The 14,190-nt window shown below is 63.0% G+C and carries 9 protein-coding genes; 5 read left to right on the top strand and 4 right to left on the bottom strand.

Annotation, left to right across the window (positions count from 1 at the left end):
- Window positions 1-136: 136 nt before the first annotated feature.
- Together smc and M2D63_RS08375 are read right to left on the bottom strand one after the other, a co-directional pair.
- Window positions 137-3,625, bottom strand: a complete 3,489-nt coding sequence (smc, locus tag M2D63_RS08370) for a chromosome segregation protein SMC (RefSeq protein WP_285862384.1) — start codon at window positions 3,623-3,625, stop codon at window positions 137-139.
- A 2-nt stretch (window positions 3,626-3,627) separates the two neighbouring features.
- On the bottom strand, window positions 3,628-4,287 hold the full coding sequence (locus tag M2D63_RS08375; protein ID WP_285862386.1) for a GntR family transcriptional regulator: 660 nt from the start codon (window positions 4,285-4,287) through the stop codon (window positions 3,628-3,630).
- Window positions 4,288-4,560: 273 nt separating this feature from the next.
- Between M2D63_RS08375 and xdhA the strand changes: the two genes are divergently transcribed.
- From xdhA to guaD, 4 genes are all read left to right on the top strand, one after another.
- Window positions 4,561-6,015, top strand: coding sequence for a xanthine dehydrogenase small subunit (gene xdhA, locus M2D63_RS08380; protein ID WP_285862388.1), 1,455 nt, complete (start codon window positions 4,561-4,563; stop codon window positions 6,013-6,015).
- Complete coding sequence (gene xdhB, locus M2D63_RS08385) at window positions 6,008-8,404, top strand: xanthine dehydrogenase molybdopterin binding subunit (protein WP_285862390.1); 2,397 nt, start codon at window positions 6,008-6,010, stop codon at window positions 8,402-8,404. The genes xdhA and xdhB overlap by 8 nt, the downstream gene beginning before the upstream one ends.
- Before the next feature lie 92 nt (window positions 8,405-8,496).
- Window positions 8,497-9,342 carry a xanthine dehydrogenase accessory protein XdhC gene (gene xdhC, locus M2D63_RS08390; RefSeq protein WP_285862392.1) on the top strand — a complete coding sequence of 282 codons (846 nt, stop codon included), beginning with the start codon at window positions 8,497-8,499 and terminating at the stop codon, window positions 9,340-9,342.
- Window positions 9,343-9,352: 10 nt separating this feature from the next.
- The gene (guaD, locus tag M2D63_RS08395) at window positions 9,353-10,657 is read left to right on the top strand and encodes a guanine deaminase (RefSeq protein WP_285862394.1); all 1,305 of its coding nucleotides are present in this window, start codon (window positions 9,353-9,355) and stop codon (window positions 10,655-10,657) included.
- Window positions 10,658-10,736: 79 nt separating this feature from the next.
- On the opposite strand, the gene M2D63_RS08400 is transcribed toward guaD, so the two are convergent.
- The gene (locus tag M2D63_RS08400; RefSeq protein ID WP_285862395.1) at window positions 10,737-11,504 is read right to left on the bottom strand and encodes a GntR family transcriptional regulator; all 768 of its coding nucleotides are present in this window, start codon (window positions 11,502-11,504) and stop codon (window positions 10,737-10,739) included.
- A 359-nt stretch (window positions 11,505-11,863) separates the two neighbouring features.
- On the opposite strand from M2D63_RS08400, the gene M2D63_RS08405 reads away from it, so the two are divergent.
- The gene (locus M2D63_RS08405; protein ID WP_403050067.1) at window positions 11,864-13,213 is read left to right on the top strand and encodes an NCS2 family permease; all 1,350 of its coding nucleotides are present in this window, start codon (window positions 11,864-11,866) and stop codon (window positions 13,211-13,213) included.
- Between the two features lie 90 nt (window positions 13,214-13,303).
- Here the strand turns inward: M2D63_RS08405 and M2D63_RS08410 are convergent, their stop codons facing one another.
- On the bottom strand, window positions 13,304-13,801 hold the full coding sequence (locus M2D63_RS08410; RefSeq protein WP_285862396.1) for a hypothetical protein: 498 nt from the start codon (window positions 13,799-13,801) through the stop codon (window positions 13,304-13,306).
- Between the last annotated feature and the right edge of the window lie 389 nt (window positions 13,802-14,190).

Here is a 14,190-nt window from a genome sequence, read left to right on the forward strand (position 1 = left end):
AACTCTATGTTCTGACAGGCGTTTTCCCACGCAAAGAAAATAAGTGACATTAAGCTAGCACGACCAAAGATAACTTTACACCGTCTGTCGTAACTGACAGGGCTATTTACCGCAGGTTCGCGCCTTATCGCCTCAATCAGGCGTCGACCATGGCCATCGCCTCCTCCACATCGACTGCAACAAGACGTGAACAGCCTGGTTCATGCATGGTCACGCCCATCAATTGCTCGGCCATTTCCATGGCGATCTTGTTGTGGGTGATATAGATGAACTGCACTGTCTGACTCATCTCCTTGACCAGTCGGGCGTAACGCCCGACGTTGGCATCGTCCAGCGGTGCATCGACTTCATCGAGCATGCAGAACGGTGCCGGGTTGAGTTTGAAAATGGCAAACACCAGGGCCAGGGCGGTCAGCGCCTTCTCACCGCCCGAGAGCAAATGAATGGTGCTGTTCTTCTTGCCCGGTGGCCGCGCCATGATCGTCACCCCTGTATCGAGTAGATCTTCGCCCGTCAGTTCCAGGTAAGCACTGCCGCCACCGAAAACTTTTGGGAAAAGTGCCTGTAATCCGGCATTTATCTGATCAAAGGTATCCTTGAAGCGGTTGCGGGTTTCCTTGTCGATCTTGCGAATGACGTTTTCCAGGGTATCCAGGGCTTCGACCAGGTCGGCATCCTGGGCATCCAGGTAACGCTTGCGCTCGGACTGCTGCTGGTACTCGTCAATGGCCGCAAGGTTGATCGCCCCCAGGCGCTGGATACGTCCATCGAGGCGCTCCAGTTCCTGCTCGGTCTCCTGTTCGCAGGCCACCTCGGTCAATGTGCCCAGCACGCCCTGCAGGTCATAGCCATCGGCCTGCAACTGTTCCTGCAGGGTCTTGCGCCGCACGCTCAGGCCTTGCCACTCCAGGCGGTGCTGTTCCAGCTGGCCACGCAGCAGTTGCGCCTGTTGCTCGGCCTGGGTCCGGCGTTTTTCCACATCACGCAGTTCGCGGTCGGCTTCATCCATGTGCAGGCGGGCCTGACGCATTTCGTCATCCACGCTCATGCGCTTTTCCAGCAGTTCTTCGAGCTTCAGGCGCAACTCTTCCAGCGGCGCCTCGCCCTCCTCCAGGTTCAGAGTGAGCTGTTCGCGCTTCTCGGTCAGACGTTCCGCTTGCTGTTGCAAACGCTCCAGGGCCTGGCGGGTGGAGTCGTGCTGGGCGCGCAGGGAGCCCAGGCGCACCGCCAATTGATGGCCGTGGTCCTTGTGCTGGCGAGCTTCCTGGCGCACCCGGTCGAGGCGCTCGCGCAGGCTGTCGCGCCGGGCCAGCAGCAACTCACGTTGTTCGGTGTCCTGGGCCATCAGGTCGAGGGCTTCCTGCAGTTGCAGGCGCGACTCGCCGAGGTTCTCGGTTTCCAGCATACGCTGCTCTTGCAGCTCGGCCAGTTCCTCCTCCAGGCGCTGGCGACGCAGGCTCAGTTGCTCGGCCCTGGCCTTGCCCGCCGACAAGCGGGCATTGAGCTCGCTTTGCTGGCGGGCTTCGTCCTGGGTGCGCCGGCGCAGCTGCTCGCGCTGCTCTTCAAGGGCCTGTTGCTGCTCGCGCTGTTCCTGCAGCCTGGATTCAAGCAACTCCAGCGCGGCTTCCTGTTCCTGGCGCTCAAGATCGAGTCGCTCGATCTCCTGGCCTCGGGCCAGCACGCCGCCCTGCGCCTCACCGGCACGATTGACCCGCAGGAAATGCCGGCCGACCCAGTAGCCGTCACGACTGACCAGGCTCTGGCCGTCGCCCAGCTGACTGCGCAGGGCCAAGGCCTGCTCCAGGTTTTCCACCGGCCGCACCTGCCCCAGCCAGGGCGCCAGATCGATGCGTCCCTCGACTTTGTCGAGCAGGCTGCCCGCAATCCGTGCACCGTCGGCAGAGGCATCGAGCAAGCGCAGATCGCCCTGGGTGAAGGCTCCCAGATCAAGACCGGCGAAGTCATCGACCAACACCGCCTGCAGGTCGGCGCCCAACACGGTTTCTACCGCCAGCTCCCAGCCCGGCTCGACCCGCAGGCCTTCGGCCAGGCGCGGGCGCTGCTCCAGCCCTTGCTCACGCAGCCATTGCGCGGTGCCGGTACCAGGTTCCAGTGCGGCCTGCTGCAAGGCTTCCAGCGATGCCAGTCGCCCGCCCAGGCGCTGCAACTCGCCCTGGGCCTGCTGCTGGGCCTGCACCGCCTGCTGCAACTGCTCGCGCAGCGACTCAAGCTGCTCGACCACCTGCAGTTCCTGGAGCTGCAATTCTTCAAGCCGCAGCTCGCTGGTGGCCACGTGTTCGGCCAGCTCGACGATGGCCGCGTCTTCCGGGTCGGCGCTGAGCTGATCGCGCTCTTCGCCGAGCTTGCGCTGGCGTTCGGCCAGGCGCTCCAGGGCTTGTTCCAGCTGCTGGATTCGCGCTTGCTGCACTTCGGCCTGCCGACGCGGCTCGGCCGAGCGGGTATTGAAGCTGTCCCACTGCTCCTGCCAGCCGTGCATGGTGGCTTCGGCGTCTTCCAGGGTGGCGGCGGACTCTTCGGCCGCGGCCAGGGTCACTTCCTGTTCGGGTTCGAGCATGGCCAGCTCTTCGCCCAGGGTCGCCAGCATCGTGCGGTCATGCCCCAGGTGCGACTCGGTCTCCTGGCGCGCGCGCTCGGCTTCCTTGAAGTCGTCCTGCAACTGGCGCAGGCGCTGCTGGCCATGCTGGATGCTCTGCTCGACCCGGGCGATGTCACCGGCCACCGAATAGAAGCGTCCCTGCACCAGGTTGAAGCGCTCGGACAGCTCATGGTGGCCATCACGCAGGCGCTCGATGTTGGCGTCGGCATTGCGTTGTTCGGCCATCAGGGCCTCGAAGGCCACTTCCTGATCGCCGATCACCGCCTCGCGCTGCCCGACCTGCTGGTCCAGGGCCTGCCAACGCAAGGCCGACAGCTGCGCCTTGAGCTGGCGCTCCTCGGCTTTGTATTCCTTGTACTTCTCTGCGGCCTGGGCCTGGCGATGCAGGCGCTCGAGCTGGCGCTCCAGCTCTTCGCGCAGATCGGTCAGGCGCTCGAGGTTCTCATGGGTGCGGCGAATGCGGTTCTCGGTTTCGCGCCGGCGTTCCTTGTACTTGGAGATGCCGGCCGCTTCTTCGATGAAGTTGCGCAGATCCTCGGGCTTGGCCTCGATCAGCTTGGAGATCATCCCCTGCTCGATGATCGAGTAGCTGCGCGGGCCCAGGCCGGTTCCGAGAAAAATGTCGGTGATGTCACGACGACGGCACTTGGTGCCATTGAGGTAATAGGTGTTCTGCCCGTCGCGGGTCACTTTGCGACGAATGGAGATTTCCGCATAGGCGGCGTACTCGCCGACCAGGGTGCTATCGGAATTGTCGAATACCAGTTCGATGCTGGCCTGGCTCACCGGCTTGCGGCTGGTGGAGCCGTTGAAGATGACGTCGGTCATCGACTCGCCACGCAGGTTCTTGGCCGAGCTTTCGCCCATCACCCAGCGCACCGCATCGATGATGTTGGACTTGCCGCAACCATTGGGGCCGACGACGGCGGCCATGTTGCTGGGGAAGTTGACCGTGGTCGGGTCGACGAACGACTTGAACCCGGCCAGGCGAATGCACTTGAGGCGCATGCTCAGGCAGTCGCCAGGGCCGCCAGCACCAGCTCGCAGCTGCGCTGGCAATACTCGACCAGCACCGTGCGGATACGCGCCTGGTCACGGGCTACCACGGCGTCGAGCAGGTTGGCGAACAACGCCAGGAAGTCGCTCATCTCGGCCTTGCGCTGGTCCAGCGCCAGGTAATAGGCGCGACTCATGGCCGGCTGCAGGTTTTCCACGGTTTCCTGCAGGTAGGGGTTGTCGGCGAACGGATAGGCCGCGCGCATCACGGCAAAGCTCTCTTCGACGAAGGACTTGATGTCTTCGCGCTCGCAGGCGGAGGTCAAACGCTGCTGGATGGTGAGAAACGGCAGCAGGTCGCCCTGCAGGCGCCAGCCCAGGGCCACGGCGTTGCCCAGCAGGATGTAGAACTCGGCCATCAGGGTGCACAGGCTGCGCACGCCATGGGCGTCGAGTTCGGTCACATGGGCGCCACGACGCGGCAGGATGGTCACCAGATGGCGACGTTCGAGGATCAGCAGGGCCTCTCGCACCGAACCGCGACTGACATTCAATGCCTGGGTGACCTTCTGCTCCTGGATCCGCTCGGCGGGCTTGAGCTCGCCGCGAATGATCCGCTCGGCCAGGTAATGGGCAATTTGCTCGGAGAGACTGTCCGGCGCCTTGAACGTCATGGTTTTCCTTCAAAATCATTGAGCTGTGTACAAGGGGCGGATTGTAGCGCACTTGCCCCTGCGTCGCGCAGGGGCAAGAGGGCAGAAGTTGGCACTGTGGATGCAAAAGATTCGGGGGGCGCGGGGCCGAACTATGCTCTATAGAGAAGCACCTGCAGCAGGGGGATCGGCCATGGAAAATTTCCTGACCCTAAAGTCAGAAATTTGTTGACCTGAAAATCAAGTCTGCTTACAGTCCGCTCAACAACAATAAACCGCGTGTGAGGCCTTCCCGTGATCCAGTTTCTACTCAACCAGGAGCTGCGCAGTGAGCATGCCCTGGATCCCAACCTGACCGTGCTCGAGTACCTGCGCGAACACCTGGGCAAGACCGGTACCAAGGAAGGCTGCGCCAGCGGCGATTGTGGCGCCTGTACTGTGGTGGTCGGCGAACTGGAGCAGGATGACAGCGGTCGCGAACACATCCGCTACCGCAGCCTGAACTCCTGCCTGACCTTCGTCTCGTCGCTGCACGGCAAGCAACTGATCAGCGTCGAAGGGCTCAAGCACCAGGGCAAGCTGCACAGCGTGCAACAGGCCATGGCCGACTGCCATGGTTCGCAGTGTGGTTTCTGCACGCCGGGCTTCGTCATGTCGCTGTTCGCCCTGCAAAAGAACATCGACGCGCCTGACCTGCACAAGACCCAGGAGGCCCTGGCCGGCAACCTCTGCCGCTGCACCGGCTACCGGCCGATCCTCGACGCCGCCGAACAGGCGTGTTGCCAGGCCCGCCCCGACCAGTTCGACAGTGCCGAGACCCAGACCATCGCCCGCCTCAAAGCCATCGCCCCGAGCGAAACCGGCGAGCTCAACAGCGGCGACAAGCGCTGCCTGGTGCCGCTGACCGTGGCCGACCTGGCCGACCTCTACGGCTCGCACCCCGAAGCACGCCTGCTGGCCGGCGGCACCGACCTGGCGCTGGAAGTCACCCAGTTCCACAAGACCCTGCCAGTGATGATCTATGTCGGCAACGTCGCCGAACTCAAGCGCATCGACAGCCAGGACGACTACCTGGAAATCGGCGCCGCCACCCCGCTGACCGATTGCTACGACGCCCTGAGCCACGAGTACCCGGACTTCGGCGAACTGCTGCACCGCTTCGCCTCCCTGCAGATCCGCAACCAGGGCACCCTGGGCGGCAACATCGGCAACGCCTCGCCGATCGGCGACTCCCCGCCCCTGCTGATTGCCCTGGATGCGCAGATTGTCCTGCGCAAGGGCCAGAGCACCCGCACCCTGGCACTGGAAGACTATTTCATCGACTACCGCATTACCGCGCGCCAGGAGAGCGAGTTCATCGAGAAGATCATCGTGCCCAAGGCCCGCGCTGGCTGGGCGTTCCGCGCCTACAAAGTGTCCAAGCGACTGGATGACGATATTTCCGCGGTGTGCGCCGCGTTCAACCTGCAGATCGAGAACGGTGTGGTGCAAGCCGCACGCATCGCCTTCGGCGGCATGGCGGCGATTCCGAAGCGGGCCCGCGCCTGCGAGGCGGCGCTGGTCGGCAAGCCCTGGAACCAGGCCAGCCTCGAGCGCGCCTGCCAGGCCCTGGGCGAAGACTTCACCCCGCTCTCGGACTTCCGCGCCAGCAAGGAGTACCGCCTGCTCGGCGCCCAGAACCTGCTGCGCAAATACTTTATCGAACTGCAAACGCCGCACATCGAGACCCGGGTGACCGCATATGTCTAACCATCACGTCGCCAAGACCCAGGCCGAAATGGCCGAACTGTTCCGCCAGGACCTGACCACCGGTGTCGGCCGCAGCCTCAAGCACGACAGCGCCGACAAGCAGGTGGCCGGCGAGGCGGTGTACATCGACGACCGCCTGGAATACCCGAACCAGTTGCACGTCTATGCACGGATGTCGGACCGCGCCCATGCGCGCATCCTGAAGATCGACACCAGCCCGTGCTACGCCATCGAAGGTGTGCGCCTCGTCATCACCCATGAAGACATTCCGGGCCTCAAGGACATCGGCGCGGTCATGCCCGGCGATCCGCTGCTGGCCATCGACGTGGTCGAGTTCGTCGGCCAGCCAGTGCTCGCCGTCGCTGCCTGCGACCTGGATACCGCACGTCGGGCCGCCCAGGCCGCGATCATCGAGTACGAAGACCTGGAGCCGGTACTGGACGTGGTCGAGGCCCTGCGCAAAAAACACTTTGTGCTCGACACCCACACCCACAAGCGCGGCGACTCGGCCTCGGCGCTGGCCAGCGCACCGCACCGCCTGCAGGGCACCCTGCACATCGGTGGCCAGGAACACTTCTACCTGGAAACCCAGATTTCCTCGGTGATGCCCACCGAAGACGGCGGGATGATCGTCTATTGCTCCACCCAGAACCCGACCGAAGTGCAGAAACTGGTCGCCGAAGTGCTCGACGTACCGATGCACAAGATCGTCGTCGACATGCGCCGCATGGGTGGCGGCTTCGGCGGCAAGGAAACCCAGGCGGCCAGCCCGGCTTGCCTGTGCGCGGTGATTGCGCGCCTGACCGGCCAGCCGACCAAGATGCGCCTGCCGCGCGTCGAAGACATGCTGATGACCGGCAAGCGCCACCCGTTCTACGTCGAATATGACGTCGGCTTCGACGACAGCGGCCGCCTGCACGGCATCAACCTGGACCTGGCCGGCAACTGCGGCTACTCGCCGGACCTGTCCGCGTCCATCGTCGACCGGGCGATGTTCCACTCCGACAACGCCTATTACCTGGGCGATGCCACGGTCAATGGCTACCGCTGCAAGACCAACACCGCCTCCAACACCGCCTACCGCGGCTTCGGCGGCCCACAGGGGATGGTCGCCATCGAGGAGGTGATGGACAACATCGCCCGCTACCTGGTGCTCGACCCGCTGGACGTGCGCAAGGCCAACTACTACGGCAAGACCGAGCGCAACGTCACCCACTACTACCAGACCGTCGAGCACAACATGCTCGAGGAAATGACCGCCGAGCTTGAAGCCAGCGCCGACTACAAACAGCGCCGCGAATCGATCCGCCGCTTCAACGCCAACAGCCCGATCCTGAAGAAGGGCCTGGCGCTGACGCCGGTCAAGTTCGGTATTTCGTTCACCGCCACCTTCCTCAACCAGGCCGGCGCGCTGGTGCACATCTACACCGACGGCAGTATCCACCTGAACCACGGCGGCACCGAAATGGGCCAGGGCCTGAACACCAAGGTGGCGCAAGTGGTGGCCGAAGTGTTCCAGGTCGATTTCAGCCGTATCCAGATCACCGCAACCAACACCGACAAGGTGCCCAACACCTCGCCGACCGCAGCCTCCAGCGGCGCCGACCTGAACGGCAAGGCAGCACAGAACGCAGCGCAGATCATCAAGCAGCGGCTGGTCGAGTTCGCCGCACGGCACTACAAGGTGACCGAGGAAGACGTCGAGTTCCGCAACGGCCATGTGCGCGTGCGTGACGAGATCCTGTCCTTCGAGGCCTTGATCCAGCTGGCGTATTTCAACCAGGTGTCGCTGTCGAGCACCGGTTTCTACCGTACGCCGAAGATCTTCTACGACCGCAGCCAGGCGCGTGGCCGGCCGTTCTACTACTACGCCTTCGGCGCCGCCTGTGCCGAGGTGATCGTCGACACCCTGACCGGCGAGTACAAGATGCTGCGCACCGACATCCTGCATGACGTCGGCGCCTCGTTGAACCCGGCCATCGACATCGGCCAGGTCGAAGGCGGCTACATCCAGGGCATGGGCTGGCTGACCACCGAAGAGCTGGTATGGAACGCCAAGGGCAAGCTGATGACCAACGGCCCGGCCAGCTACAAGATCCCGGCGGTGGCCGACATGCCGGTGGATTTGCGGGTGAAGCTGGTGGAAAACCGCAAGAACCCGGAAGACACGGTGTTCCATTCCAAGGCCGTGGGCGAGCCGCCGTTCATGCTCGGCATCGCTCCCTGGTGCGCGATCAAGGACGCAGTGGCCAGCCTTGCCGACTACAGCGTGCAGCCGAAGATCGACGCGCCGGCGACACCTGAGCGGGTGCTCTGGGGTTGCGAACAGATGCGCAAGGTGATGGCGGCGCGCCAACCGGCTGCCGAGGTCGAGACAGTGGCACCTTAGCGCCCATCGCGGGACAAGCCCGCTCCTACAGACCGTGGGAGCGGGCTTGCCCCGCGATGAGGCCGAAACAGGCACCCCATAGGTAACTGAATATGCACACCTGGATCAACGCCCTCGCCGACCTGCAGTCCCGTGGCGAACCCTGCGTACTGGTGACCATCATCGAAGAGCGCGGTTCGACACCGCGCAACGCCGGCTCGAAAATGGTAGTCAGCGCCGAACAGCTGTTCGACACCATCGGCGGCGGCCACCTGGAATACAAGGCCATGAAGATCGCCCGGCAGATGCTCGCCGAGCGCCGCGAATCCCCGCACCTGGAGCGCTTCAGCCTCGGCGCAAGCCTCGGCCAGTGCTGCGGCGGTGCCACGGTGCTGCTGTTCGAGCCCATGGGCCAGGTGCAGGCGCAGATCGCCGTGTTCGGCGCAGGCCATGTCGGCCGCGCTCTGGTACCCTTGCTCGCCGCGCTGCCCTGCCGGGTGCGCTGGATCGATTCGCGCGAGCAGGAATTCCCCGAGAGCATTCCCGCCGGGGTCAGCAAGATTGTCAGCGAAGAACCGGTCGATGAAGTCGACGACCTGCCGGTGGGCAGCTACTGCATCGTCATGACCCACAATCATCAGCTGGACCTGGAACTGACCGCCGCCATCCTCAAACGCAATGACTTCACCTGGTTCGGCCTGATCGGCTCGAAGACCAAACGGGTCAAGTTCGAGCACCGCCTGCGCGAGCGCGGCTTTGCCGAAGAGCGCCTGCAACGCATGCGCTGCCCGATGGGCCTGGCCGAAGTCAAAGGCAAGCTGCCGATCGAGATCGCCGTGTCCATCGCCGCGGAAATCATTGCCACCTACAACGCCAGCTTCGGCCAGCACGACACCGCTGCCAACGCCGGCCCGATTGCCCAACTGCTGCCGCCCTCACGGCGCAGCCAAGCCCAATGACGAGAGCCTTATGAGCGCAACCCGCAAAGCCTACCGTGCCGCCATCCTGCACAGCATCGCCGACCCTGCCGAGGTAGGCGTCGAAGCCTCCTATCAGTATTTCGAAGATGGCCTGCTGGTGGTCGACAACGGCAAGATCAGCGCCCTGGGCCATGCCAGCGAGCTACTGCCGACCCTGGCCGCCGACATCGAGGTCGAGCATCACCAGGATGCCTTGATCACCCCGGGCTTCATCGACACCCATATCCATTTCCCGCAGACCGGCATGATCGGCTCCTACGGCGAACAGCTGCTGGACTGGCTCAACACCTACACCTTCCCTTGCGAGAAGCAGTTCGCCGACAAGGCCCACGCCGACAAGGTGGCGAAGATCTTCATCGAGGAACTGCTGCGCAACGGCACCACCACCGCCCTGGTGTTCGGCAGCGTGCACCCCGAGTCGGTCGATGCCTTCTTCGAAGAGGCCCAGCGCCTGGACCTGCGGATGATCGCCGGCAAGGTGATGATGGACCGCAATGCCCCGGACTATCTGACCGACACCGCTGAATCCGGTTACCTGGAAAGCAAGGCGCTGATCGAGCGCTGGCATGGCAAGGGGCGCCTGCACTACGCCGTGACCCCGCGCTTCGCGCCCACCAGCACCCCGGAGCAACTGACCCTGGCCGGGCAACTGCTGGGCGAGTTCCCTGACCTGTACATGCACACCCACCTGAGCGAAAACCTCAAGGAGATCGACTGGGTCAAGGAACTGTTCCCCGAGCGCAAGGGCTACCTCGACGTCTACGACCACTTCCAGCTGCTCGGCGAGCGCTCGGTGTTCGCCCATGGCGTGCACCTGTGCGACGAGGAATGCCAGCGCCTGGCCGAAACCGGCTCGGCCGTGGCCTTCTGCCCGACCTCCAACCTGTTCCTGGGCAGCGGCCTGTTCAACCTGCCGCAAGCCGAAAAATTCAAGGTCAAGGTCGGCCTGGGTACCGACGTGGGGGCCGGCACCAGTTTCTCGCTGCTCAATACGCTGAATGAAGCCTACAAGGTCATGCAACTGCAGGGCGCGCGCCTGAGCCCGTTCAAGTCGCTGTACCTGGCCACCCTGGGCGGCGCCCGGGCGCTGAGCCTGGACGACCGCATCGGCAGCCTGCAAGCGGGCAACGATGCTGACTTCGTGGTCCTCGACTACAAGGCCACCGCCTTGATGGACTACCGCATCCAGCAATCGAACAGCATCGACGAGACGCTGTTCGTGCTGATGACCCTGGGTGACGACCGCACCGTCAAACGGACCTTCGCCGCCGGCCGCTGCGTGCACCAGCGCTAATCGACGCAAAAAAAAATCGCGGGGCAAGCCCGCTCCTACTGTAGGAGCGGGCTTGCCCCGCGATCGGTCTTTATTGGCCTCAACCTTTTACCGGCGCCACCCCACCACGCTTCTTGGTCTGCAACAGGTGCGAGAACACCGCATGCAGGTCATCCGAGGCGCTGTCCTCGTCGAGATTCAGCTTGCTGTCGATGTGGTCCATGTGATGCATCATCAGGCTCACCGCCCGGTCGAGGTCACGGGCCTCGATGGCGTCGATCAGCTGCATGTGCTCGTCGTAGGAGCAATGCGAGCGGTTGCCGCTTTCATACTGGGCGATGATCAGCGAGGTCTGCGACACCAGGCTGCGCTGGAAGCTGATCAAAGGTGCATTGCCGGCCGCTTCCGCAAGCTTGAGGTGGAATTCGCCGGACAGGCGGATACCGGCGCCCCGATCACCGCGCGAGAAGCTGTCGCGCTCTTCACGCACCATCTGGCGCAATTCGTTGAGCTGCTCGACCGTGGCATGGGCGACCGCAAGCTCGGTGATGGCGCGCTCGACCATGCGCCGGGAGAAAAACACCTGGCGGGCTTCCTCGACCGTGGGGCTGGCCACCACCGCACCGCGGTTGGGCCGCAGCAGCACCACGCTTTCATGGGCCAGGCGCGACAGCGCGCGGCGAATGATGGTGCGGCTGACGCCGAAGATCTCGCCCAGCGCTTCCTCGCTCAACTTGGTACCCGGCGCCAGGCGCTGCTCAAGAATGGCCTCGAAAATGTGCGCGTAGACGATGTCGTCCTGGGTACCGCTGCGCCCGGCCTTGCCGGTACGCACTGGTTTCTTGAGAGGTTGCAGCTGTTCGTTCATGGGCACTCGTGCACAAAGATCCGCCATTCGGACCCCGTCTGTATTAGCAGTCAGCGGGGCAAAGGCAAGGCCTGGTAAGAAAATTAAACGATTAAGGTATGACCACATTGTACACAGCCGCAGCGATTTCTGCAGGGGGTGATGGCCTTTATAGCTGCTCGGCGAAATTATCTGCGCACAACAACGAAAACATTATTTGCATTCTTTGTATACAAACGCATAATCCATCCGTGCAACTTCCTGACTCAGAAGTCAACAAACAGTCCGGTCGACTGCCACCCCACCCGCCTCGTGGAGCCCCCCAGTGCGTGCGCAGGACTGGCTCTGAAAAACAAGAAAAGACTTGAGGAGTACATGCTGTGGAAAGCCGCAAATCCGAAGCCCCTACGCTGGATCTTGCCCCACCGCTCGAAACGAGCTGGCTGGAGCGGATTTTCAAACTCAAGCTACATGGCACCACCGTCAAGACCGAAATGATCGCCGGGTTGACCACCTTCATCACCATGGCCTACATCATCTTCGTCAACCCCAACATCATGGCCGATGCCGGCATCGATCACGGTGCGGCCTTCGTCGCCACCTGCATCGCCGCCGCCCTGGGCTGCCTGCTGATGGGCCTGTACGCCAACTGGCCGGTCGGCCTGGCACCGGGCATGGGGCTCAACGCCTTCTTTACCTATACCGTGGTCGGGACCATGGGCTACACCTGGGAGGCCGCACTGGGCGCGGTGTTCGTCTCCGGGGTGCTGTTCATGCTGCTGACCTTGTCGCGGGTGCGCGAATGGCTGCTCAACAGCATTCCGGTGAGCCTGCGTCATGCAATGGGTGCCGGCGTCGGATTGTTTCTCGGACTGATCGGTCTTAAAACCGCTGGGATTGTCGTCGACAGCCCGGCAACCCTGATCAAGCTCGGCTCCCTGCACGAGCCTGGCCCTTTGCTTGCGGCCATCTGCTTCTTGATGATCGCGGTGCTCAGCTACCACCGGGTGTTCGGCGCGATCCTGATCAGCATCATCAGCGTGACCCTGGCAGGCTGGGGCCTGGGGCTGGTCGAATACGGCGGCCTGTTCTCGCTGCCGCCGAGCCTGGCACCGACCTGGATGGCGATGGACGTGGCGGGTGTGTTCAACGTCAGCATGATCGCCGTGGTGTTCGCCTTCCTCTTCGTGCACATGTTCGACACCGCCGGCACCCTAATGGGCGTAGCCCAGCGGGCCAACCTGGTGAATGCCGACGGGCGCATCGAAAACCTGTCGCGGGCCTTGAAGGCCGACAGTGCCTCGAGCGTGTTCGGTGCGGTGGTGGGTGTGCCGCCGGTGACCAGTTATGTAGAAAGTGCCGCCGGTGTCGCGGCCGGTGGCCGTACGGGCCTTACGGCAGTGGTGGTCGGCCTGTTCTTCATCGCGGCGATGTTCTTCGCCCCGCTGGCCGGGATGATCCCCGCCTATGCCACCGCCGGTGCGTTGATCTACGTCGCCATGCTGATGATGGGCAGCATGGCCCACATCGAATGGGACGAGGCCACCGACAGCATTCCGGCCATCGTGACCGCGATCATGATGCCGCTGACCTTCTCGGTCGCCGACGGCATCGCCCTGGGCTTTATCACTTATGTGGTGCTCAAGGCCGGTACCGGGCGTTTCAGCGAAATCTCGGCCAGCCTGTGGGTACTGACTGCGATCTTCATTGCCAAGTTCGTGTTCCTGTAACCGATACGCTGCCCTACACCAAAGCCTCACCTTCGGGTGGGGCTTTTGCACGATGACTGTACCGGCATCGCACCCCAGCACTCCATTTGCTTAAAGTTCGACAATGTCCTCGAGGCAGAAGCGCAGCACAGATTCGGTGACACTGAGAAAGCTCCGCTCGACCAGCACGGGAGTGCTCCTGGAGATATTCTCCTGACGTACCGTGAAGCCTACCCTCGTCCCCTCATGGTTGCGCAGATAGATTTGCGGTTTGGCTGCACTCCCTCCAAGCAACTCTATCTTCCAGAATCCAGTGACGGACGCATTGTGGTACAAGCCCAGAAAGCCATTTCTACTGATCCCCAGCTTGGCTCCTCGATAGGGCCCCGGCGTGGCGTTGGTGATGTTGTAATGCAAACGATTGCCTCTGCTTTCGAGGAAATGGAAATTCAGCTCAGCGACGACCCCTCCATCACAAACATCATCCACGACCAACCAGCCGCCTGAGTCGAATTCACTCAGCTTCCTCGTCACCGCCACCATGCCCGAGCACCCTGCGCCCAGCGAACGCAGCCTTGCCTTGAACGATCCAATTGCTGCCAAATCCATTTCAACCCCCTCGTAATCCGTTCGGAACAGGACCTTCCCGCCTCATCAGGTTGCGCCAGCGCATCCAGGCTCGAGGCTACAAGAGCATACGAAGTCATCTGGCGCTCATCGAACCTGAACGCGTTCCCTCGGATGCGAGGCTCACAACGCGACACCAGCTCGTCCGGCGATGGGGCCCGCAAGCCAATCCGCAAACTGCAGGCAAAAAAAAGGTTCTTCACGGAATTCCGGGAACTAGGTTCCTTGGGCTTGGGCTTGGGCTTGGGCTTGGGTGTCGAGTCTGCGGGCTTATCCATTCCATGCAGCGACGCGGCCGGCCCCTTCCGCCTTTACGGCGGCCTACTTTTCTCTTGGGAAAAGTAGGCAAAACCGCTTGCTCCTGCATCCGG

This window comes from Pseudomonas sp. BJa5 (genome assembly GCF_030272875.2).
Taxonomy (GTDB): Bacteria; Pseudomonadota; Gammaproteobacteria; order Pseudomonadales; family Pseudomonadaceae; genus Aquipseudomonas.

Coding starts and splice junctions, on each gene's coding strand:
- smc (WP_285862384.1), bottom strand. CDS start 3,625: ATGCGCCTCAAGTGCATTCGCCTGGCCGGGTTCAAGTCGTTCGTCGAC.
- M2D63_RS08375 (WP_285862386.1), bottom strand. CDS start 4,287: ATGACGTTCAAGGCGCCGGACAGTCTCTCCGAGCAAATTGCCCATTAC.
- xdhB (WP_285862390.1), top strand. CDS start 6,008: ATGTCTAACCATCACGTCGCCAAGACCCAGGCCGAAATGGCCGAACTG.
- xdhC (WP_285862392.1), top strand. CDS start 8,497: ATGCACACCTGGATCAACGCCCTCGCCGACCTGCAGTCCCGTGGCGAA.
- guaD (WP_285862394.1), top strand. CDS start 9,353: ATGAGCGCAACCCGCAAAGCCTACCGTGCCGCCATCCTGCACAGCATC.
- M2D63_RS08400 (WP_285862395.1), bottom strand. CDS start 11,504: ATGAACGAACAGCTGCAACCTCTCAAGAAACCAGTGCGTACCGGCAAG.
- M2D63_RS08410 (WP_285862396.1), bottom strand. CDS start 13,801: ATGGATTTGGCAGCAATTGGATCGTTCAAGGCAAGGCTGCGTTCGCTG.